Genomic DNA, 23854 nt, shown 5'->3' with positions numbered 1-23854 from the left:
TTGGACTATATGTATAAAAAGACTACTTGTATAAATTGTATAGTACCGTATTTTTTGAATGGTTACAAACCCATTAAATAACAGGATATTTTTTAATTGCATATTTTGTACCAATGGTATAAGATATTGTTTATGCGAATTTAGAGAATAAATTTGAACTATCCGTCTAAGGGGGAACAATAATGGATCAAACCGAAAAAAAGCATGATCGTCCACCGTACGGAATTTTAGCCGTACTGATGATTGGTGCCTTTATTTCATTTTTAAATAACACGTTATTAAACATTGCACTGCCTTCTATTATGAGTGACTTGAAAGTAGAGGCAGCCACTGTTCAATGGCTCACAACAGGTTTCATGTTAGTAAACGGAATTTTAATTCCAGCTAGTGCGTTTTTAATCCAGAAATTTTCTGTCCGTCATATATTTTTAGCCGCGATGGGTTTATTTGCAGCAGGGACGATTCTTGCCGGTTTTGCTCATGTTTTTCCACTTCTTTTAGCGGGAAGAATGTTGCAGGCCTCCGGTTCAGCTATTTTGATGCCACTGTTAATGAACGTAATGTTAGTTGCCTTCCCGATTGAAAAAAGGGGAGCCGCAATGGGTGTTTTTGGGCTGATCTTAATGTTTGCACCGGCCATTGGCCCAACATTGTCAGGCTGGATTATTGAACATTATGACTGGAGAATGCTTTTCCACTTTGTTACCCCAATTGCCATTATCGTGATTTTATTAGGTGTTTTCCTATTAAAAGACAAAAAGGAAAAAGTGGATATCCGCCTCGATTTCTTGTCGCTTCTTTTATCAAGTATCGGTTTTGGCGGTATTTTATATGGTTTTAGTTCTGCAGGAAGTAAGGGATGGGACAGCCCACAAGTATATGGAACAATAATAGTGGGTATTATTTCATTGTTCGTGTTTATTTTGCGTCAATATAAGATAGAACAGCCATTATTAAATTTTAGAGTGTATAAATACCCTATGTTTGCTCTATCTTCTATAATTGCCATGATAGTAAACATGGCACTGTTTTCCGGGATGCTGCTTCTGCCGATTTATGTTCAGAACCTGCGTGGCATTTCTCCAATGGACGCGGGGCTAATGCTGATGCCTGGTGCGATTTTGATGGCATTCATGTCGCCTATTACAGGGAAATTATTTGATAAAATTGGCGGCCGAATCTTAGCAGTCACTGGTTTAGCGATTATTGTGGTAACAACTTATGGTTTTAGTCAATTAACACTTCATACCACTTACACACACTTAATCATTTTGTATTCGGTTCGTGCTTTAGGGATGTCAATGGTCATGATGCCGGTTTCGACAAACGGCCTAAATCAATTACCAAGAAGATTCTATCCACACGGTACTGCCATGAACAATACACTAAACCAAGTAGCAGGTGCTATTGGTACCGCATTGATGGTGACCATTATGTCAAATCGTGCGGTGTCGCAGGGTAAGGTGCTTGGTGAGGAAGCAATGAAACACTTGACTGGAAAACCCACTCCAGCTGCACTTGCCGAAATGAAACAGCAGATCATGATGCAGGCAACATTAGATGGAATTAATTTCTCCTTCCTTATCGCTGCCTGTATTGCCGCAGTAGCCTTAGTATTATCATTCTTTATCAAACGCGTTAAACAAGCAGAAGACGAACTAAAAGGCGGAAGCACCACTAAAACTGCCGATAAAAAAGTAGCTGCAAAATTAATAGAGAACTAAGGTGCCTGACACCTTTTCTACTTTTAGCAGTATGTTTACGAGCCCCTTCTTTTTTAAGAAGCGGGCTCGTTTTTCTGTATGATTTGTTTAGTTTTTGGGAGTTTTATTTCCGAAAATTCTTAAAATAAATTTTATTGAAAGCGTATGCTATAATGGTGATAAAAAACAACAGCAAGGAGTCTATCACGATGTTGAAAGATATTTTTATGGGTCTATCCCAAAACCAACTACTTAATAGTGCTGCAAAGAAATATGGGTTAAAAATGGGTGCACAAAGCGTTGTTGCTGGAACGAATATACCGGAAGTCATTAAAAGTATTAAAGAACTAAACGCACAAGGAATCTCTTGTACGGTTGATAATCTTGGAGAGTTCGTTTTTAAAGAAGAAGAGGCAACGGCCGCGAAGGAACAAATTTTGCAGGTCATTGAGGCAATCCATGAGAATCAAGTAGATGCACATATTTCATTAAAACCGACGCAGGTTGGCTTGGATATCGATTATACATTTTGTTTAAACAATGTTAGAGAGATTGTGGATAAAGCGAGCCAATATCAGATGTTTATCAATATCGATATGGAGGACTTTAAACATCTAGAACTTACCTTTAATTTATTGGACGACCTATCACTTGAGTATGATAATGTGGGTACCGTTATTCAGGCTTATTTCCATAATGCGCTGGAATACGTTGAACGATATAAAAATTACCGTATTCGTCTTGTAAAGGGTGCGTATAAAGAGTCAGATGAAATCGCTTACCAGGACAAGAAAGACATCGATGCCAATTATATTAAGCTGATTGAATGGCATTTATTAAACGGGAAATTCACTTCGATTGCTACCCATGATCACAGAATTATTAACCATGTGAAAGAGTTCGTAAAACGCAATGATATTTCAAAAGATAAATACGAATTCCAAATGTTGTATGGGTTTAGAAAAGAGTTGCAGCTAAAATTGGCAAGCGAAGGGTACAATTTCTGTACGTATGTTCCCTTTGGAAATGATTGGTATGGGTATTTCATGAGACGGTTGGCAGAAAGACCGCAAAATTTAAATCTTGTTGCGAAACAAGTATTTAACAAAAAGACAAACACCATAATCGGAGTAGCAGCAGGGGCATTTTTATTGGGAAGACTAACAACTACCAAAGACAAGAAGAAAAAACGTAAATAAATATTCATGTGACAGATATAAAGCAAAAAGACTACCTTCACCCCATTTGGTGTAGGTAGTCTTTTTATATACAGAAAAGAGCTATTGTTCATTATCACTATCATAATAATAAAAAGGGTGTCAGGCACCATTAGTAACAGCGCTGTAGGAGAAATTGGCGTCGTCCCATTGATAGAGTCCTTCTTGGAGTTTGATGATGGAATCAAATGGCCGTTGGAGGGAAGTGTCCGCTTCAAGTTCCATATCTTCCGGGCTATTTTTTTGCTCTTCGATCAATTGGTTTCTTAATCGAAGCATATCTGTTTTGGAAGCAATGCGAATGATTTTATCTAGGGTAATCTTCTTTTCGCTAATTCCAAAAGAATTACAAATACTTGTCTGAAAACTTTTGTTATACTGGAGCATCATGTGTAAATCATTGATACATGCCACGCCGAAAACCTCTTTTATAATATCCTCATAACGCAGCTGTGTTCCTGTTGCAAATTTAATAATATTTTTTTCCGGGTTCTCTAAGCAGTAAACTGTTTCAATTGTATTTTCCATTTATAACACCTTTTCTTCAATATATTTCTATCGCAAGTACTTCAATGGGCATTGTCGGTATGAGTGGGAAACTAGAAGGATTTTAGAAAAATTAAGCAAATATTGATAGTACGGCTCTTAATATTTCTGTGTATTAGTTATATTATATCATACTTTGTACTAACACCCGCTAAGTTCTTTTAAAATGTAGAAATTTGTCGAAATTATTTCAATGTAAACATAGGAAATTATTATTAATAGTTATAAAAAGTTCACAGGAATGTGGGAGAAATTGTTTTAAAATAGAAGTATGTTAAATACTTCACAAATTAGCGAAAAAAGTTTTGTTAAAGGGGCTCATCATATGGGATACAGTATACCAGCAAAAATTTTGGAAATAACCGTGGAAAATGGAGTGAAGAAAACGAAATATTCTCTGATGCAAACAATGATTTTAGGTTTTGAGGCAGGTGCCTTTATTGCATTAGGATACTTATTATTTATTCGGGTAACCGCAACATTATCGCCCAATTTAGAAGGGTTAAGTAGTTTAATTGGCGCGGCTGTTTTTCCAATTGGCCTAATTCTTACCTTACTTGCCGGTGGCGAACTTCTAACAGGGAATATGATGGCTGTGCCGCTTGCAAGAATGGAAAACAGGATTAACACCGGACAGGTACTTTTTAACTGGTTTCTTGTTTCGGTCAGTAATTTTCTTGGCGCCATCTTTGTTGCCTATTTTTTCGGCCACCTTTTGGGACTTACCGAAATGACACCCTACCTCGCGAAAACAATCAGTATCGCAGAGCACAAGCTTGAAGCATCCTTTTTGCAAGCCTTTATTTCAGGAATTGGCTGTAATTGGCTGGTTGCCGCAGCTGTCTGGCTTTCTTACGGGGCGGATGATATGTTCGGAAAAATTGCCGGTATTTGGTTTCCAACCATGACGTTTGTGGCAATCGGATTCCAGCACGTTGTAGCGAATATGTTTGTCATCCCGGCAGCAATCTTTGCCGGCCATTTTACCTGGATTGAGTATTTACATAATTTCATCCCAGTCTTCTTGGGAAATGCCATTGGGGGAACAATCTTTATTGGGATGGCTTATTGGTATGCTTTTAATAAAAATAAATCACCATACACCGAGACTAACATTAAGGAGACTATGGAAAAAGTAGGATAATGAAAAATACCTACAGCAGTGGTGGAACAGTCGTTCTGCCGCTGCTTTTTTCTTAACCAAAAAGCTTCGAACCTTTCCTTTTAAGTAAAACATTTTGATCATCACCCGGACATATAGACAGGTCATAAGGAATAAAATGGGTGAATGGAAGATCCAACTAATCATTCAGATTATGTTGGATAGCAACAATGATCATTGAAATAGAGGAGAAGTTGAAAGCAATGGCTATACGGAAATGGGCAATTACAATTTTAGTAATTGGTAGTTGTATAGGACTCCATTCGCAAAGGAAAATTAACAGTTGAAGTGAAAACCTCTGCGGCTTATCAAAGTCTTATTGAAAAAGGGAATTAGATAAACAGCGAAATGAGGAACTGAACTATTTCTGTCAGTTCCTCATTAGTTTTTGATACCAGTCTAGTAATCGTACAAACCTTATTGCAATCCTTCTATTGTAAGCATTTTGACAGGAAGGAAATCTTCGCCCGTTTCTAGGTAGCTAATCGCAACGTGATCTCCTTCTTTTAGGTAGATGGCTAGTGGCGCTTTTTCTGATGAAATTAGATAGTTTTTATGGTTGTCTAATAGGAAAGAAACAACTGTGAAATCGCCGGATTTTTCTTTATAAACCCTTAGGACTGTGCCAGATATTTGCATTTCTTTGGCTTTAGAGCTCCCATTCACGGTTCCTTTTCCGCGTTGCAATGCTGTCTTATATTGTTTTAAGGCTTCATTTGGGGTGACACCATAAACGGATATTTCTGGATTTGCTGCCGAAACGATAAAGTAATTTTGCAAGAATCCGTTAGAATCAAGTACAGGCGTTAGCCAGCTTGCCTCACCGTAGAAATTGTAAAGAATAGCCATTTGACCGTGCCATTTCTTTTCAATAAATTTCTTTTCAATAATCTGTAATGCCCCTTGTGAATCCATGTATGATTGATCCGGATTACCCGTATAGTAAGTCGCTGTGCCAGTTCTTGAGTTGGTTAGGGAGTAGCCAAGCATCGAGTCAACACCTTCTTTTGGACTAGTGAAATCGGTGAAGTAATACATAACACCTTTTTCATCAAAGATTGGACTGACATTTGCTTCTGTACCCTCATCTGAAGGCAGCTTTACATCAGATTTTCCGAATTTGCTATTCCAAAATCCGTGGATAAAGTTCCCAAAATAGCTGTTTTGAAGACTAACCACCTCAGGTGATACGGTGCCATCAATAAAATCGGGAACTTCGGTTAATGGATATTTTTTTGTTTTGCCATTCTTTGAATCGATCACTACTATTCCTTCTACATCAAAACCATTCCGTGCCGTAATAAATTTTCCGTAGGAACGAATATAAAATGGTTTTCCTTCGTCATCAATTTCCAACTGCACATCTCCATAGAAAATGTTCTTCGGAAAATTCATCCGAATATGGCGCTCAACATTTTTATTAAAGAAGGAGGAAGGGGTGTACACCATTTCCGACTTTATGAATTTAGGATTTGCAGATGAATCGGTGGCACTTAAGGAAAAATAACCCGGTGTTTGTCCGCCTTTCCACCATTTAAAAAATCCCGAGAATTCAACAGGTGCGATATAGACATAATCGCCGTTCACCTTTTGAATTTGTAAATTTCCAAGTTCATAATAGCTTGTGTTCGGCACTTGGCCGAATGCTTTTTTCATTTTGTTCCGGGCAAATTGCGGCGGAACGCTAGCAGGTGTTTCCTTCTCATCGAAGGTCTTGATTTCCACCTTTTGATCCATTTTTGCCATTTCATATTTTTCATTAGCATTAAACATAAAGGCGGTAAGGAAATACACAGCTGTTATGACGCTAACAATGAATAAAATGCCTTTAACCTTTCTTTCCACTCCTTTTGATAGGATTGCTCCACCGGCGGTAATAAAAATGGCTAACGGCCAAACGGTAGAAAAGTTTCTATCAACATTACTTAAATAATAGAAAGCAAAGACAGCAGGCATTAGAATGACGACCACCGCGATGATAACGCCCGTTTTTAGCTGTTTACCCTCCTTCGCACTTAGCTGTTCATTTTTATAAATGGGAAAAAGAATAAGAGCAGAAGCGATTCCAATAATCAGTGTAAATAATAATATGTTCCCCATAAAAATCTCCTTTATTATCTTGGCATTCCCTACGTTATGATAAATATACGGAAAACATAATGAAAAGTTTCATTTCAAAAAAAACGAGCCTCAGAGAGTTCCCTAAGGCTCGTTTTTAATATTTAGCACTATGGTATTAAGATTAATGGTGTCAGGCACCAATTTCATATGAACGTTCTAATTCATCAATAAGGGAACCGACGTAGGCGACAGCTTTTTTGATTGGATCTGGTTTTGACATATCGACACCTGCATGTTTTAAAAGTTCAAGCGGCTTCATGGTGCCGCCAGCTCGAAGGACTTCCAGCCATCTGTCAACAGCGGGCTGGCCTTCTTCCTGAATCAGTTGGGCAACAGCGGTTGATGCTGTTAATCCGGCTGAGTAGGTGTATGGGTATAGGCCCATGTAATAGTGCGGCTGACGCATCCAAGTTAAGCCAGCACCCTCATCGATTTCAACCGTGTCTCCCCAGAATTCGGCTAGGACGGCACCAGTGACTTCCGATAGTGTTTTGGCTGTAAGGGCTTTGCCTTCCTCAGCAAGGGCATAGACCCTTCGTTGGTATTCGGCTTCAAGTAAATGGGTCACGAAGTTGTGAAAATAGGTACCGAGCAGCTGCAGGATAACCCAGCGGCGCATTTGCTTATCTTCATTTTTAGCAAGCAAATGCTGACCTAACAGCATTTCATTCAGCGTTGACGGTGCCTCCACAAAATACATGGATGGACGGACATTCATAATCCGTTGGTATTTATTCGCTAGAAAGAAATGCCCCGCATGGCCAAATTCATGTGCTAAGGTGAAGCATCCGCGCATGTTATCCTGCCAGGTAATAAGGATGTACGGATGGGCACCATAAGGACTGGAACAGAAAGCTCCAGTTGATTTGCCCACATTATCAGCAAGATCAACCCATCTCTCATTAAATCCGCGTTCGATAATTTCACAGTATTCAGGACCCATTACTTTTAATGATTCCAAAATGACCTGGCTTGCTTCCTCATAGGTTGTTTCCGGATTGAAGTCCGGATCCAAAGGTGCTTTCAAATCACAGAAAAGCATTTGATCAAGGCCTAAAACCTTTTTCTTTAATTGGGCAAAGCGGCGCATATGCGGTGCTAATTCTGTAAAAATGGTGTCGATTTGGTTGTTATACATGTCTATGCTTACCTGTTGTGGTTCGAGCAGCATGTGGGTGGCCGACTCATACTTACGCAAGCGTGCAAGTGTAACCTGTTTATTCACTTCAGCAGCATAAGTTGCCGCCATTGTATTTTTGTACTGCAGTAGCGATGAAACAAAGGAATTGTAGGCCTTTCGGCGGATTTCTGTATCTGCGGAAAACTCATAACGATTTTCAAATAAAGCAAACGAAACAGGCCATTCGTTTCCGTCAGCATCTTGAATTGGTGCAAAATCCATATCAGCCAGCTTACTCATTTGGTAGATTTGATAGGGGGCTCCTTGTAAGTCACCAAGTGCTGCAAGTGCTTCTTCTGTTTCGGGCGATAATTTATGCTTTTTCGTTTCAAGAAGCTCCTCTAGGTTTTTCTTGAAGGCCATAAGCTCAGGCTCTTCTTCTAGATATTTTGCAACTTTTCCTTCCTCAAGTGTTAGGATTTCTGAGTTGATAAAAGATAAGGCAGCAAAACTTTTTGTCCGCAAGGCGGAGAATTTTGCTGAAGTCGCCTGATTTATCGGATCTGCGCCATCGGCGGATTGTTTTAAATTTGCAAATGTCCACGCCTTAATGATTCGCATTGAAAGCTGCTCTTGTGCAGACAAGCAATCTAGTAATGCCTTTGCACCAGTATGTAATGTCCCTTTAAATCTGTTAAACCCTAAGATTTGTTTTTCAATCAGTTCACATTCCGTTTCCCATGCCTCATCAGAAGGGAATAAATCATTCAAATTCCATGTTTGTTCTTCAGGAACCTCTAAACGAGTGAGTCGTTTTTCAACTGTTTTTTTCACCGAATTTCTCCTCCTTAAAATTTGGTCCTCCTAAATTTTATCATATCTTATCAAATATGTTATACTTTTCTGAAAAAGGGGGAGTGAGTATGGAAGAAACGGTAGTAAAAGCGATTCAAGATGAATATCCTGATGATTTTGCCTGGTGTTACGGCTGCGGCCGATTAAATGTAGCGGGGCATCATTTTCGAACAGGGTGGCAGGGTGAACAAACGGTGTCGATTTATTCACCTGATCCTGAACATTTAGCATTGCCGGGTTTTGTCTATGGCGGGCTTGTTGCCTCGTTCATTGATTGCCATGGAACAGGCTCTGCATCGCTATTTCTCCATCGAAAAAATGGTCATGAACCAGGTGACGGAGCAGAGCCGCCACGCTTTGTGACGGCATCATTAAATGTAAACTTTTTGAAGCCAACTCCACATGGGGTTCCTTTGAAAGCAGTTGGAACGATACAGGAAATCCATCCGAAAAAATATAAAGTGGAAATAGAAGTTTTTGCGAATGATGCGGTGTGTGCACTAGGTGAGGTTATCGCAGTCGTTATGCCTAGTACATTTACGAAAAAAGAATAAATGGGACACGCGCCAAAAACCCTTAATCTATTGATTAGGGGTTTTTTCTAGCTCATCTAATTGCCTAAAATAATCGTCGATCAGTGTTTCTAGCTGTTGAAGTTCCTTATTGCAGCAAGCATAACCATTCATCGATGTAAGAGCGCTTTTAATTAAGTATTTACGAGGGTTATTGGAATGCAGTAATTCATCTTGGATAAATTCTAACAATTCCAGATGTTTTTCTTCATCATCATCAGAAGATTTATTTTTTGACACCGATTTCCGAATGGTTCCAGACAAATGGAAGAGTTTCTCCTTTAATCCTTGTTTATTTCTTGAACCATTTGGCAACCATTTTTCCAAAAGTGCCGGTTCGAGCAATTGGTCACCGGATTCAGACACTTCTTCCACCATTTTTACTAAACGAGCGACACAATATCGAACCACAGGGCCAATTTTTTCACCTGTTTTATGGGCTCTCCGATTATATTGGACATTATGCTGCAGGATGCCCTGAAACATAATCGCACAATCCAACAAATATGGTTTTTTATCTTCACCAAAAATATCTATGAACCTAAGATACAGCCATCGAAGAGCATTCAACCGGCTTTTTTGAATAAATTGCTTGAGTTCAGAATCATTTGAAGCCATGACCTCTTCATAAATAGTAATAAGCTTGTTTTTTCTATTTGTAATCATTTGCATTTCAAGTTGTTTGATGAAAATCTCAAGATCGGCTGGGTCTTGACCAATCAATAATTCATTGCGTTCCTGTTCAAGCTTCTTATAAACAGATTTATAAATGCCAATTAATAACTCATTTTTTGATGCAAAGTAGTTATAAAAGGTCCCTTTAGAAATGCCACTATAATCTAAAATGTCCTGAATAGATGTAGCTTGGTAGCCTTTTTCGATAAATAATTGCTGTGCCATTTTAATGACGTTCTGTTTCCGATTGTACATAAAATCACCTTACCATTATTTTGTACTCCTTGTATAAAATATACTACCTTATATAAGCCCGCATGACAAACCCATAAATAAGCAGTTTTTTTTTGTTGCCAAAACTAAACTGACAGTATATTATTATGAAAGGTGAAACAGGGGTATAAAAAATTGGACTATCAGTTTATGAGGGGGAAAATCAATGGATCAAACAATAAAACAAACCAATCGTCCGCCGTATGGGATTCTTGCGGTTCTAATGGTTGGTGCCTTTATTGCCATGTTAAACAACACATTATTAAATATTGCCTTGCCGTCGATTATGACGGACTTAAAGGTGGAAGCATCGACTGTTCAATGGCTTGCGACAGGTTTTATGTTAGTAAACGGAATTCTGATACCGGCTACAGCATTTTTAATTCAAAAATATTCAGTTCGACAACTTTTTTTAACTGCAATGGGGTTATTTACTATCGGTACCATTCTGGCAGGTTTTGCCCACGTGTTTCCCATTCTTTTAGCAGGCAGGATGATTCAAGGGGCGGGGTCAGCCATCTTAATGCCGCTATTAATGAATGTCATGTTAGTTAGTTTCCCAGTGGAAAAAAGGGGGGCGGCAATGGGGGTATTTGGATTAGTACTTATGTTTGCTCCTTCTATTGGCCCGACACTTTCTGGCTGGTTAATTGAACATTATGACTGGAGAATGTTATTTCATTTTGTTACACCAATCGCGGTTATCGTGCTATTGCTTGGCATTTTCTTACTTAAGGATAAAAAAGAGAAAATAGATATCCGCCTTGATTCCTTGTCACTTTTACTATCAAGCATTGGGTTTGGCGGAATCCTTTATGGATTTAGTTCCGCTGGTAAGAAAGGCTGGGATAGTCCGGAAGTTTATGGAACACTTATTATTGGTGTTATTTCATTAGCCGTATTTATTATACGTCAATTAAAACAAGACAAACCGATGCTCAATTTCAAGATTTATAAGTACCCGATGTTTGCCTTATCCTCGGTTATTTCGATGGTGGTTACGATGGCGATGTTTTCAGGGATGCTGCTAACCCCTATTTATGTGCAAACTATTCGCGGAATTTCACCGCTTGATGCAGGTTTAATGATGCTGCCTGGAGCCATTATTATGGCAATCATGATGCCGATCACAGGAAAATTGTTTGATAAGTTTGGCGGTCGGATATTAGCGATAATTGGTTTAATTATTACCGTAGTCACGAGTTATTATTTTAGCCAATTAACACTTCATACAACCTATACACACTTAATTATTTTATACTCCGTGCGAATGTTTGGGATGTCGATGGTGAATATGCCGATTACGACAAATGGCTTAAACCAGTTACCTGCGCGTTTTTATCCACATGGAACAGCAATGAACAGTACGATGTCACAGGTTTCCGGCGCTATTGGTACGGCGTTGTTGGTGACAATCATGACAAATCGTACGACAACACATGCAAAGGAAATTGGTGCAGCTGCGATGGCTCACTTAACGAAGCAGCCAACACCTGCAGTACTTGCAGAAATGAAACAGCAAGTAATGATGAAAGCGATGCTAGAAGGAATCAACGATGCATTCCTTGTGACAGTAGGGATCGCGGCGGTTGCGTTGATTCTATCCTTCTTTATTAAACGAGCGAAACAAGCCGAAGATAAAACTGAAATAAAGCCGGCTGGAAAAAATGTAGCGGCAAAATTAGCGGGAAATTAATGACGGCAGGGAGGTGACTTTTATAGGCATCTCTCTTTTTCTTATGGCAACATTTGCTTTTATTATAAAAAAAATAGATTATAATGTAGGAAGCGACCATAGGAGGATTTTATATGTTAAAAGACCAAGAATATGTAGAGAAAGATGATAAAACTCGATTTCTAGATGCTTATATTGAACGTTGTGACAAAGAAACAGAAAATATGATCAAGAATGAATCATCTGCGTTTTTGGCTGAACCACTTGACTACCTAAAAAAGCATAAAAATGAGTTTATTTATCTAGAATCAAAATGGTTTGACTTAGTAAATGTGGACTCCATTTCAGTAGAAGCGGATGATGTATTTGGAACATACGATGTTATGCTGGGATTAAAGCTGCAGAAGAAATTTGAAAAGGTAATAAAAGAACAGCTAAATGCAAATCTACATGGTGGTGAAGCGAAATTCGATTTAATCTTCAGCCATGAGGATGGTTTATGGAATTTGAATTTTGCTTTAAATTATGTCGAAGGATTTAACGAGAATATAACAATGAATGAGGCTTTCCAGTTAATTTATCATTTCCTTTTTAAATTGATTGAAGCTGTAAAAGGGATAAATAGTTGAAAGTAAAAAACCTAACCAGCTAATGTTGCTGATTAGGTTTTTACTTTTTCAATGGTTTAGGATCACGTAAAAATATTATTCAATCGAGTTTTTTTTACAAGATTTTCATTTTGATTGTGTTAAATTGGAGGAGAATTCAGAAAGGTGTAAAACTTCAAGAAAAAGATTTTTACATAGTGGATAATGAAATGCTTGCATCATTTTACAGATTGTAAGGTGCATTGCCCATTTAGGGTCTGTAAAATTAGGATAGGATGCACAAATTTTCCGTGAAGATCAAATTATCATCAGAGGTAGGTGATTTTTTAAGTTCTTTTTATTGTTAAGCGCTTTCATCCTGTGTTTGTAATATAAATTATTCATGATTGAAGGAGGGCTTCTCTTTGGCGAATGAAAAAATGCAGCGTATTTCCATAACTGAACTTGAAAAGAACTTTTTAGAAGTAGAGCGTGGACTAACAAACCAAGAAGCTATTGAAGAATCGAACCGATGCCTCTATTGCTATGATGCCCCATGTATTAAGGCCTGTCCAACTGGAATTGATATTCCAACCTTTATTAAAAAGATTGCCTCAGGAAATCTATTAGGCTCTGCTAAAACGATTATGTCCTCAAATCCTGTTGGCGCAAGCTGTGCGCGGGTTTGTCCAACAGAGGAGCTCTGTGAAGGAGCTTGTGTCCTCAACCATTCTACTAAACCGATTATGATCGGCAATCTGCAGCGATATGCCACTGATTGGGCCATAAAAAATGAACAGACCCTTTTTCAACCAGGAGAATCAAACGGAAAAACAATCGCTGTGATTGGTGGCGGCCCTGCCGGATTATCTGCCGCAAGGGAACTGGCAAGATTGGGCTATGATGTCACCATTTTTGAAGCCTCTGAGAAAGCTGGGGGCTTAAATACGTATGGGATTGTTTCATTCCGGCTTCCGCAGTCCATTTCCTTCTGGGAAGTGGAACAGGTTGAAAAATTGAATGTAAAAATTAGGACCAACACCGTAGTCGGAAGGGATATCTCAGTTGAACAAATAATGGAAGATTTCGATAAGGTTGTCTTAGCGGTCGGAATGGCGCATGTTCCGAACCTCGGTGTCGAAGGTGAAGACCTAGACGGTGTCTATGATGCGATTGAATTTGTAATGGCAACCAAAAGTGGTCAATTATCGAACGACTTTGTTGGCAAACGAGTAGTTGTCATTGGTGCCGGAAATACCGCGATTGACGGGGCGACTTGTTCCGTGCGCTTGGGAGCAGAGAACGTCAAGATTTTATATCGCAGAACGGAAGAAGAAATGACGGCTTATGATTTTGAATATGAATTTGCGAAACAGGATGGGGTTGAATTCCGCTGGTTAACGGCTCTGAAAAGGATTATCGGTGATGAAAACGGACAAGTAACGGGCATTGAGTGTTTCAAAATGAAACTCGGTGAGCCAGAAAAAGATGGTCGCCGCAGACCTGTTGCGGTAGAAGGATCTGAATACGTGTTGCCTGTGGATGCCGTGGTAAAAGCAATCGGACAAACAAGGCACATGGAACTAATTGAGGCATTTGGACTGCAGCATGAAGGCGGTGTCGTTAAAGTCGAACAAGACACGCTTCAAACCTCCAATCATAAAATATTTGCCTGTGGTGATGTGGTTTTTGGAAAAGGAAAAGGAGACGCAATGGTCGTAACCGCTGCCCAGCAAGGTAAAAATGTGGCGTATGCCATTCATAAGCACTATTCGGCAGTCGGAACAGCAAATTGAATCTAGTAATCTATTAATCATAAAGGGGGAAAAATGATGGCTGATTTACGTATTAATCTTGCAGGAATAAAATCTCCTAATCCGTTCTGGCTTGCATCAGCACCGCCTACCAACTCAGGCTACCAAGTTCAGAGGGCCTTTGAAGCTGGCTGGGGCGGAGCAGTATGGAAGACATTAGGCGATCCAATCTTGAATGTATCTTCCCGATTTGCTGCGATTAGTTTTAACGGACAACGAGTGGCCGGTTTTAATAACATTGAGCTCATTACCGATCGTCCATTAGAAGTGAATTTAAAGGAAATCTATGAAACGAAAAAGCGATTTCCGAACCATGCGATTATTGCTTCATTAATGGTCGAGCCGAAGCAGGAGAAGTGGCATGAAATTGTCAAACAGGTGGAGGATGTCGGGGTTGATGGCCTCGAGTTAAACTTTGGCTGTCCACATGGAATGGCGGAACGGGGCATGGGTGCTGCTTCAGGCCAAGTGCCAGCTCTCGTAGAACGACAGACCTATTGGGTGAAAGAAGTGGCAAAGACACCGGTCATTGTCAAATTAACGCCAAATATTACAGACATTACCGCAACTGCCGAAGCAGCCTGTAATGGTGGTGCGGATGCTATCAGTATGATCAATACAATCAATAGTTTGATGGGGGTAGATCTCGATTCCTGGAACACGATCCCGCATGTAGCTGGAAAAGGGGCACACGGCGGTTATTGCGGCCCTGCGGTTAAGCCGATTGCCTTAAATATGGTCGCAGAATGTGCAAGACATCCGCATATTAACGTGCCGATTTCTGGCATTGGCGGGATTTCAAACTGGCAGGATGCTGTCGAATTTATGTTGATGGGTGCAACTGGTGTTCAAGTCTGCACGGCAGCGATGCACCATGGTTTCCGGATTGTCGAGGATATGATTGAGGGACTAAGCAATTATTTGGATAGTAAAGGAATCTCCTCTATTTCTGAAATCATCGGAAAATCCGTTCCAAGATATTCGGATTGGGGTAATTTGGATTTGAATTACAATATCGTCGCAAAAATCAATACCGATGTTTGTATCAACTGCAATAAATGTCATATTGCCTGCGAGGACACGTCCCATCAATGCATCGATATGCTGACGGATGCATCTGGAAAAAGCTACCTAAAGGTAAGGGAAGAAGACTGTGTAGGCTGTAATCTATGCTCCATTGTCTGCCCAGTTGACGGGGCGATCGACATGGTAGAAGCAACCAGGGAGCTTGCGCCGATGACATGGAATGAGCGCCAAGCTGCCTTAAGTCTCGCGGTTGAATGCAAGGCAGATGTTACCAAGTAAACGTAATAGATTAGGAGGAACCATTGATGAAAAAGATTATTAAAAACGGCACAATTGTTACCGCAGCTGACACCTATCAAGCAGAAGTATTAATCGAAGACGGCAAAATAACGCAAATTGGTACGAATCTATCAGCGCTAGGGGCAGAGGTCATCGATGCGAAAGGCTGTCTTGTTTTTCCAGGGGGAATTGACCCGCATACACATCTTGACATGCCATTCGGCGGAACGGTAACAAAGGATGATTTTGAATCGGGGACTATTGCCGCTGCTTTTGGCGGTACGACCACGGTCATTGACTTTTGTTTAACTAATAAAGGGGAGCCGCTTAAAAATGCTATTCAAATCTGGCATGATAAATCTCGGGAAAAAGCGGTCATTGATTATGGCTTCCACTTAATGATTTCGGAAATCAATGAGAACGTCCTGAATGAACTTCCACGGGTAATAAATGAAGAAGGCATTACTTCGTTCAAGGTGTTTATGGCCTATAAAAATGTCTTTCAAGCAGATGATGAAACGTTATTCCGTACCCTTGTTTCTGCTAAAGAACATGGTGCATTAGTCATGGTTCACGCGGAAAACGGGGATGTCATTGATTATCTAACGAAAAAGGCTCTTGAAGAAGGGAAGACCGAACCGATTTACCATGCGTTAACAAGACCGCCTGAATTAGAGGGCGAAGCGACAGGCCGCGCGGCAAAGTTAACCGGGTTGGCAAATTCCCAGCTTTATGTTGTCCACGTATCCTGCGCAGATGCTGTTGAAAAAATTACCGAGGCCCGCAGTAAAGGCTTCGATGTTTGGGGCGAAACATGTCCGCAATATTTAGTACTTGATCAAAGCTATTTAGAAAAAGCGAATTTTGAGGGGGCGAAATATGTATGGTCGCCGCCATTACGGGAAAAGTGGAACCAGGAAGTTCTCTGGAACGCATTAAAGAGTGGGCAGCTGCAAACACTCGGATCAGATCAATGCTCGTTTGATTTTAAAGGGCAAAAGGATTTAGGCAGGGATGATTTTACCAAAATCCCGAATGGCGGTCCGATCATTGAGGATCGTTTCTCGATTTTGTTCTCTGAGGGAGTGAAAAAAGGACGTATTAGTCTTAATCAATTTGTTGACCTCACTTCTACTCGTTCCGCCAAGTTGTTTGGTTTATTTCCGAAAAAAGGAACGATTGCCATTGGTGCTGACGCTGACCTTGTGATTTTTGATCCGAATTTTGAACGAGTGATTTCGGCAGAAACGCATCATTTAGCTGTAGATTACAATGCCTTTGAAGGAATGCAAGTGACGGGCGAGCCTGTTTCCGTTTTAGTGCGCGGAGAATATGTTGTCCGCGAAAAACAGTTTGTCGGGAAACCAGGATCCGGCCAATATTTGAAGCGGGCAAAATATAGCAGCAATGCCCCGTTAACCCAAGGCGAAACCTTATCCATTTAACTTATAATTGCAGCTCCATTCAGCATATTTTAACCTCCCCCAGCAATTGCTCGGAACTTCCTGGGCAATTGCCGTTTTAAAATTGAAAGGTTGATGTCGGTTTTGAATTTTGGAATCTAAAATTCTCGTTAAATTAACCGAAATGGAGTGTTTCTATGAAAAAAAGCCATTTAAAATCACCTGATTTATTGCCCATCCATCAAAAGGATCGAAAAATCACCAAATTGGGATTTTCCTTTATGTGGGTGGGGATGTGTGTGGTTCTTGCTGCCTTCGCCATTGGGGGTTCGGGGGTCATGTCCTTATCCTTACCATGGGTTATTCTCGCAACTGTCATTGGAAGCCTTGCAATTGGTTTTTTCATCTCCTTAATTGCTGACATTGGGATTGAGCATGGTTTGTCCTTTCCCGTTTATATGAGAGCACCTTTTGGAACGATTGGTACCCATATTCCTTCCATCACCCGCGGTGTGACCGCATCGATGTGGTTCGGTATTAATACCTATTTTGGGGCAACAGCGATGAACGGCATCTTAAATATTTTATTTGGCTTTGATAATTGGTTTGTCTGCTTTCTCATTTTTGCCGTGGTTCAGTTGGTTAATACTGCACTAGGAATTAAATCTATCGAACGTTTTGCTGACATGGCTGCACCTGTCATTATACTTATATCGTTATGGATGTATTCGTCCTTATCGGATAAGGCGGCGGTAGCTGGAAGAGATATTTGGAGCTGGGCGGAGTCCCCTGTTACCGGCGGGGCAGCATTTACCGCATTTTTAGTGGTGATTTTTAGCAATATGGGCTTTTGGGCTACCATAAGTGCTGATATACCATCTATTTCTCGGTTTATTAAAGCACCTGCCAATGAAAAGAACTGGTTTAAACGAAATAAGGGTTCCTTAATTGGCAACATGATTGCCATGCCATTAACGCAAACCTTTATGATCATTATTGGTGCTGTGGCCTATATTGCCGTCTTAAATTACGATCCTGTTGTTGCCCTTCAGGAGTCCGCTGGCGGTTTTATCCTTGCCATTCTACTGCTTATGATTGTTTTGGCACAATGGTCAACCAATACCGCGGCAAATGTTGTCCCTGCTGCGACCATTTTCTCTAACGTAGGCGGTCCGAAGTTTCCGTTTTGGGCTGGTGTCATTACGGCAGGTATTGTGGGAACCGTTGTTCAGCCATGGACGTTGTTTGGTGTAATCATTCCGATTCTTCTCATTGTTGGGGGGATTCTATCGGCAATCGTGGGCATACTGTTTGCTGATTATTATTTGCTCCGGAAGCGACGAGTGAATGTTCCTGAATTATATGAAGATCATGGACAGTATAAATACATGGGCGGTGTAAACGCTGCTGGCTTTATTGCCTGGATCATCGGTGGAGTTGCCTCCTATTTTGTTCCGGAATATGGGTTTTTAGTAGGTTTCTTAATTGGTGCAGTTATTTACTATGTGCTTGCAAAGTACTGGTGGTTCAATAAATATCGCCAGGCTGAAATCGAGGATCCAAGTGATGAAAAGTATTTAGGTATTTCGGTTGGACGCGATTGGGTCATTGAAGATCATTCGTATGAGCCTGTTGCAGAAGAAATCCCCAATAATGTAGATTTATATTAATTCAGAATAGAAGGGTGATAAAATGTCAGATTATCAACAATTTCTAAATGAACGAGACAAAATTGATTTTCTTCTCCAAAAAGGCTGCCGTATTAGCGGGGTAAGAGAACATTTAAATGGGGCTTCGGTTGATTTTTTACATCCAAATGGAAATGTAACCGAAACACTTCTGATTGGAACAGCTAATGGCCGGAAGTACTTTTCACATATTTTAATAAACCAGAAACAAGCGAATAGTTAAGCGGGATCGCGGTAAAAGGATGAGGATTGGTTCATGGATCAATCCTTTTCTACCCTAACATTTCAAGGAGAACCGGACATATGAAGGAACATTTTCAACTAAAGGTTGCAGATATAATTAAACGGAAACACTTTGAACAAGCTATGGTTATAGCGGGAAATGAGGGCATTCAGCGTAACGTCAAATGGGTTCATGTAGTCGAGGTTACGAGTATACGAAATCTATTAAATGGGAACGAGCTTATTTTATCAACGGGTGTTGCTTGGAAGGATAATATGAAGTTATTTGTTTCAATGGTTAAGGAATTCATTGAAAACAATGCGGCTGGGCTATGTCTTGAATTGGGAACCTACCTGTCAGACGTACCAGATGAGGTAATTGAAATGGCCAATGTGCATCAATTTCCGATTATTATTTTTCAAAAAGAAGTACCGTTTGTAGAAATCACACAAGATATTCATTCGGTTATCATTAATCAGCAATATCAAAAGATTTCTGATTTAGAGAATTATTCGCAAAGCTTAAATAAACGGCTGTTAACGATTGAAACCTACGAGGATATCCTTCAGTTTATTTTCTCAGCATTGGATGTGCAAATCATTTTTCGTCCAAAAAGTAAGGAATATGAATTTGTCCCAGAAATTAGCATCCATGAACAAGACTCCATTATTCAACAGCTTGAAGAGGCAAAGACGCAGGCTTATGATCATATTGCTTCAACGCCCATCTTTTTATTCGGACAAGAGTATGCTGAATTGTTCATCTATTCAAAGGATATTCCGATAAGCGAATTTGAATTATTGATTTTAGACCGGACAGCGACCGCCTTAGCCCAGCATTTATTAAGAGATTTATATGTTGAGGAAAAAAAGCGCGTGGAGGAATTTGAATGGCTGCAAGGCTGGCTGGAGGGTGAACATTCACTCGAGGACATTCACGAATACCTGACAGAGAATGGAATAAAGGCCAAGACGAATGACGCTGTCGTTTTGATCACTAAACAAATCCCGATTAAGGATAAAGCAAGTCAAGATGGAACCTACATGAAATTATTATTACGATCTGTTTTTGAACAGAATGGCTTTGCTGTCTTTTTCGTTGAAAAAAGAAATGATATGACCTTTATTCTGTTAAATAATCGCACGAAAAAGAACTTGAAGGAACGGATAAAAAAAGCAATTGAATCGATTCAAGACTCAGAATTTATCCGAAAACAATCTGCAGGAAAATTCATGATTGCAGCTGGGAAGTTGATTCATTCCATTAGTGACGTACATAAGAGCTATCAGACAGCGAAAGAGACCTTAAGAATTCAACAAAAAATGACGTATAAACAAATTTATTATTTTTACGAGGATTTGCATTTGTATCGACTTATTTCACAAATGAGTAAACATACTGATCTGCAGGAGCTCGCATCAGAATATCTTCAGCCGGTTATTCAATATGATCAAAAATACAACGGCAAACTACTAGGGACATTAAAGACTTATTTGGAATGTAACGGTTCCAAACAAGAGACTTCCAATAAGTTATTTATTGTCAGACAGACTCTGTACCACCGTCTGCAAAAACTTGAAAACCTTTTGGGAGAAGATTTTATGGAGCATGAGAAACGGGTAGCAATTGAATTTATGTTACTAGTTCATGATTATTTATCGTCTGCCCAGCCGAATAGCGTCAACCAAGCGAAGTAAGATTTTTGATTCTAGTAAAATGACTAAATGTAAAATGAGTGTTCAAAATGTCGCAGAATTGCTGTAAATTATTTTACATTTCGTCTAATGAAAGCGTTTTAGAGATGCGAGATAATGAGTTTATAAGGATATTTTAATAGTGCTAATCCAATTTTTAAAAACTAGGGGGTTTTCGCATGAGTGTGACGAAAAAGGAAACGGCTGTGTTGAAAAATTTTATTAATGGAGAATGGGTGAATTCGGTTAGTGAGCAGACACTTGATGTACCAAATCCGGCCACTAATGAAGTAATCACAAAGGTTCCGGTATCATCGAAAGAGGATGTCAATCTCGCTGTTTCAGCGGCAAAGGAAGCATTTAAAAAGTGGAAAAACGTTCCGGTTCCGAAGCGTGCACGAATTCTCTTTAAATATCATTACTTGTTAACGGAAAACCATGAAGAATTGGCCAAGCTCATTGTTCAGGAAAATGGCAAGGCCTATAAGGAAGCATATGGGGAAGTGCAGCGCGGAATTGAGTGTGTCGAATTTGCCTCTGGTGCACCAACTTTAATGATGGGTGAAACGTTATCGGGGATTGCCGAAGACATCGACTCTGAAATGTTCCGCTATCCATTGGGGGTTGTTGGCGGGATTACCCCGTTCAATTTTCCGATGATGGTGCCGTTATGGATGTTCCCGCTTGCGGTTGCTTGTGGCAACACATTTGTGTTAAAGCCTTCAGAGAGGACGCCGATATTGGCTAATAGATTAGCAGAATTATTCTTGGAAGCGGGAGCTCCAAAAGGGGTTTTAAATGTCGTCCACGGTGCCCACGATGTCGTGAATGGATTACTTGAGCACAAGGACATCGCGGCAATCTCGTTTGTCGGTTCCCAGCCGGTTGCCAAGTATGTATATGAGCGGGCAGCAGCGGGGGGCAAGCGGGTCCAAGCCCTTTCAGGTGCAAAAAATCATCATATTGTGATGCCTGATGCCGATATGGATAAAGCAGTTCAGCATGTTCTTAGTTCCACTTTTGGAAGCGCGGGGCAGCGCTGTATGGCCTGCAGCGCAGTAGTGGTTGTCGGCGATAATGAACCGTTTGTTGCAGCGCTAAAGAAAGCAGCAGATGAACTTATTATCGGAAATGGAATGGATGATGAGGTGTTATTAACCCCAGTTATTCGCAAGGAACACCGTGATAAGGCACTTGGCTATATTGAAAAAGGGATTGCAGAAGGGGCGGATTTAATTCGGGATGGACGCCGTGAGATGGCTGAGCTTACAGAGGGGAATTTCTTGGGTCCAACGATTTTTGACCATGTGACCGCTGATATGACCATTGCCAAGGAAGAGATCTTTGCTCCAGTATTAAGTTTGCTTCGTGCAAAGGACTTAGATGAAGGGCTGGACTATATCCGTAAATCAAGATTTGGCAATGGAGCAACCATTTATACAAACAATGCTAAGGCCGTCCGTCAATTCCGTGAAGAAGCAGATGCAGGGATGCTTGGGATTAACGTCGGCGTACCGGCAACCATGGCCTTCTTCCCATTCTCAGGCTGGAAAGACTCCTTCTACGGTGACCTCCACGTCAACGGCAAAGACGGACTAAACTTCTACACCAGAAAGAAAATGATCACATCAAGATTTGATGCCTAAGCATTAGCTGCATAAACATAGGAGAAAAGTGATTAATGGTGTCAGGCACCAATTATAATATTGGAGGGATGGGTATGGTGCAAACTAGTGGTCAGCATGAGACTTTGTTGACGCAGGATGATCAGTATGTTTGGCATTCGATGAAGCCTTATAATCCGAAGACAACTATTGTTGCGGCGAAGGCAGAGGGTGCGTGGGTAACGGATGCTGACGGGAAGCGCTATTTGGATGCAATGGCTGGTCTTTGGTGTGTGAATGTTGGCTATGGCAGAACAGAGCTTGCGGAAGCGGCCTATGAGCAATTAAAGGAGATGGCCTATTTCCCTCTATCGCAAAGCCATGTTCCCGCTATAAAACTAGCAGAAAAATTGAATGAAATGCTCGGTGATGACTATGTCATCTTCTTCTCCAACAGCGGTTCCGAGGCTAACGAAACCGCCTTTAAAATCGTAAGGCAATATCACCAGCAGAAGGGTGAGTCTAACCGCTATAAAATCGTCTCGCGCTACCGGGCTTATCATGGTAATTCTATGGGTGCTCTGGCCGCAACGGGTCAGGCACAAAGAAAATACAAGTATGAGCCGCTGGCACCAGGGTTTATTCACGTCTCACCGCCAGATTCCTACCGTGATGATACGAATGTTGCCGATCCAAGGGAATTGTCTTCCGTAAAAGAAATTGATCGGACAATGACCTGGGAGCTAAGCGAAACAATCGCTGCGATGATTATGGAACCAATCATTACCGGCGGCGGGGTTCTTGTCCCGCCAGATGGTTATATGAAGGCAGCAAAAGAGGTGTGTGAAAAACACGGTGCCCTCCTAATTGTCGATGAGGTCATTTGCGGGTTCGGCCGTACGGGTAAGCCATTTGGCTTTATGAATTACGGTGTGAAGCCGGATATCATCACAATGGCTAAAGGGATTACCAGTGCCTATTTACCACTTTCAGCAACGGCAGTACGTAAAGACATCTATGAAGCATTCAAAGGGACAGAGGAGTATGATTACTTCCGCCACGTCAATACGTTTGGCGGGAATCCAGCTGCCTGTGCATTAGCTTTGAAAAACCTTGAAATTATGGAAAAGGAAAAGTTATTTGACCGTTCTAGAGATCTTGGGGAACAGCTGCTGAATGACTTAACGAACCTGCTTCAGGATCATCCCTATGTCGGTAATATCCGCGGGAAGGGTTTATTAGTCGGGATTGAACTCGTAAAGGATAAGACGACGAAGGAACCATTGGATTCAGGTCTAGTCAATCAAGTCATTGCCAGCTGTAAGCAGGAAGGAATTATAATTGGAAAGAACGGGGCAACGGTAGCCGGTTACAACAATGTCTTAACCCTGGCACCACCGTTAAATATCGAACAGAAAGACTTACAATTTATCATTAAGACGTTGAAAGAATCGCTAAATAAATTACTATAATGATAAAAATGCCACTCGCAAACTTGATTTGCGGGTGTTTTTTAGTGGGGGGATAAAAGTGTAAATTTTACTTTGAGAAATGTCCAGCTCCAGCGCCCTAGCGGCTAGTGTCCTTCGCTCTCCGCCCTACGATAAGTCAACATCG

Annotated in this window: 18 protein-coding genes; 14 read left to right on the top strand and 4 right to left on the bottom strand. The window is 40.6% G+C overall.

Features of this window, described 5'->3' with window-relative positions; all coding sequences use genetic code 11:
- The first annotated feature begins 182 nt into the window (after positions 1 to 182).
- Together BABA_RS12295 and BABA_RS12290 are read left to right on the top strand one after the other, a co-directional pair.
- Complete coding sequence (locus BABA_RS12295; protein WP_007085518.1) at positions 183 to 1724, top strand: DHA2 family efflux MFS transporter permease subunit; 1542 nt, start codon at positions 183 to 185, stop codon at positions 1722 to 1724.
- A gap of 188 nt (positions 1725 to 1912) precedes the next feature.
- Positions 1913 to 2902: a proline dehydrogenase family protein gene (locus tag BABA_RS12290; RefSeq protein WP_007085517.1), complete on the top strand. Its 990-nt coding sequence runs from the start codon at positions 1913 to 1915 to the stop codon at positions 2900 to 2902.
- 120 nt (positions 2903 to 3022) lie between these two features.
- Here the strand turns inward: BABA_RS12290 and BABA_RS12285 are convergent, their stop codons facing one another.
- A complete protein-coding gene (locus BABA_RS12285) occupies positions 3023 to 3448 on the bottom strand; it encodes a hypothetical protein (protein WP_007085516.1) in 426 nt (141 codons plus the stop codon).
- Between the two features lie 343 nt (positions 3449 to 3791).
- Here BABA_RS12285 and BABA_RS12280 point away from each other — a divergent pair, with 343 nt between their 5' ends.
- A complete protein-coding gene (locus BABA_RS12280) occupies positions 3792 to 4610 on the top strand; it encodes a formate/nitrite transporter family protein (protein WP_040346216.1) in 819 nt (272 codons plus the stop codon).
- A 435-nt stretch (positions 4611 to 5045) separates the two neighbouring features.
- Here BABA_RS12280 and BABA_RS12275 read toward each other — a convergent pair whose 3' ends face one another.
- Both BABA_RS12275 and pepF read right to left on the bottom strand, forming a co-directional pair.
- Positions 5046 to 6728 (bottom strand): hypothetical protein, encoded by a 1683-nt coding sequence (locus tag BABA_RS12275; protein WP_007085514.1) that lies wholly within the window; start codon positions 6726 to 6728, stop codon positions 5046 to 5048.
- Positions 6729 to 6879: 151 nt separating this feature from the next.
- Positions 6880 to 8703, bottom strand: a complete 1824-nt coding sequence (gene pepF / locus BABA_RS12270) for an oligoendopeptidase F (RefSeq protein WP_007085513.1) — start codon at positions 8701 to 8703, stop codon at positions 6880 to 6882.
- 89 nt (positions 8704 to 8792) lie between these two features.
- Here pepF and BABA_RS12265 point away from each other — a divergent pair, with 89 nt between their 5' ends.
- Positions 8793 to 9278 carry a PaaI family thioesterase gene (locus BABA_RS12265; protein WP_007085512.1) on the top strand — a complete coding sequence of 162 codons (486 nt, stop codon included), beginning with the start codon at positions 8793 to 8795 and terminating at the stop codon, positions 9276 to 9278.
- 27 nt (positions 9279 to 9305) lie between these two features.
- Here the strand turns inward: BABA_RS12265 and BABA_RS12260 are convergent, their stop codons facing one another.
- Complete coding sequence (locus BABA_RS12260; protein WP_007085511.1) at positions 9306 to 10226, bottom strand: TetR/AcrR family transcriptional regulator; 921 nt, start codon at positions 10224 to 10226, stop codon at positions 9306 to 9308.
- A gap of 184 nt (positions 10227 to 10410) precedes the next feature.
- Between BABA_RS12260 and BABA_RS12255 the strand changes: the two genes are divergently transcribed.
- From BABA_RS12255 to BABA_RS12210, 10 genes are all read left to right on the top strand, one after another.
- The gene (locus BABA_RS12255; protein ID WP_007085510.1) at positions 10411 to 11940 is read left to right on the top strand and encodes a DHA2 family efflux MFS transporter permease subunit; all 1530 of its coding nucleotides are present in this window, start codon (positions 10411 to 10413) and stop codon (positions 11938 to 11940) included.
- A gap of 113 nt (positions 11941 to 12053) precedes the next feature.
- Positions 12054 to 12548 (top strand): hypothetical protein, encoded by a 495-nt coding sequence (locus tag BABA_RS12250; RefSeq protein WP_007085509.1) that lies wholly within the window; start codon positions 12054 to 12056, stop codon positions 12546 to 12548.
- Positions 12549 to 12946: 398 nt separating this feature from the next.
- Positions 12947 to 14302 carry an NAD(P)-dependent oxidoreductase gene (locus tag BABA_RS12245; protein ID WP_040346233.1) on the top strand — a complete coding sequence of 452 codons (1356 nt, stop codon included), beginning with the start codon at positions 12947 to 12949 and terminating at the stop codon, positions 14300 to 14302.
- A gap of 36 nt (positions 14303 to 14338) precedes the next feature.
- Complete coding sequence (gene preA / locus BABA_RS12240; protein ID WP_007085507.1) at positions 14339 to 15625, top strand: NAD-dependent dihydropyrimidine dehydrogenase subunit PreA; 1287 nt, start codon at positions 14339 to 14341, stop codon at positions 15623 to 15625.
- A gap of 26 nt (positions 15626 to 15651) precedes the next feature.
- Positions 15652 to 17070, top strand: a complete 1419-nt coding sequence (gene hydA / locus BABA_RS12235; protein WP_007085506.1) for a dihydropyrimidinase — start codon at positions 15652 to 15654, stop codon at positions 17068 to 17070.
- A gap of 155 nt (positions 17071 to 17225) precedes the next feature.
- Complete coding sequence (locus tag BABA_RS12230; protein WP_007085505.1) at positions 17226 to 18698, top strand: NCS1 family transporter; 1473 nt, start codon at positions 17226 to 17228, stop codon at positions 18696 to 18698.
- A 22-nt stretch (positions 18699 to 18720) separates the two neighbouring features.
- On the top strand, positions 18721 to 18939 hold the full coding sequence (locus BABA_RS12225; RefSeq protein WP_007085504.1) for a hypothetical protein: 219 nt from the start codon (positions 18721 to 18723) through the stop codon (positions 18937 to 18939).
- Between the two features lie 80 nt (positions 18940 to 19019).
- On the top strand, positions 19020 to 20636 hold the full coding sequence (locus BABA_RS12220; protein ID WP_007085503.1) for a PucR family transcriptional regulator: 1617 nt from the start codon (positions 19020 to 19022) through the stop codon (positions 20634 to 20636).
- Between the two features lie 176 nt (positions 20637 to 20812).
- Positions 20813 to 22279: a CoA-acylating methylmalonate-semialdehyde dehydrogenase gene (locus BABA_RS12215; protein ID WP_040346211.1), complete on the top strand. Its 1467-nt coding sequence runs from the start codon at positions 20813 to 20815 to the stop codon at positions 22277 to 22279.
- 74 nt (positions 22280 to 22353) lie between these two features.
- Positions 22354 to 23709 carry an aspartate aminotransferase family protein gene (locus tag BABA_RS12210; RefSeq protein ID WP_007085501.1) on the top strand — a complete coding sequence of 452 codons (1356 nt, stop codon included), beginning with the start codon at positions 22354 to 22356 and terminating at the stop codon, positions 23707 to 23709.
- Positions 23710 to 23854 lie beyond the last annotated feature (145 nt).

This window comes from Neobacillus bataviensis LMG 21833 (genome assembly GCF_000307875.1).
Taxonomy (GTDB): Bacteria; Bacillota; Bacilli; order Bacillales; family Cytobacillaceae; genus Neobacillus; species Neobacillus bataviensis.
The sequence above is the reverse complement of the archived record's forward strand: the minus strand, read 5'-3'. Positions and strand labels throughout refer to the sequence as shown.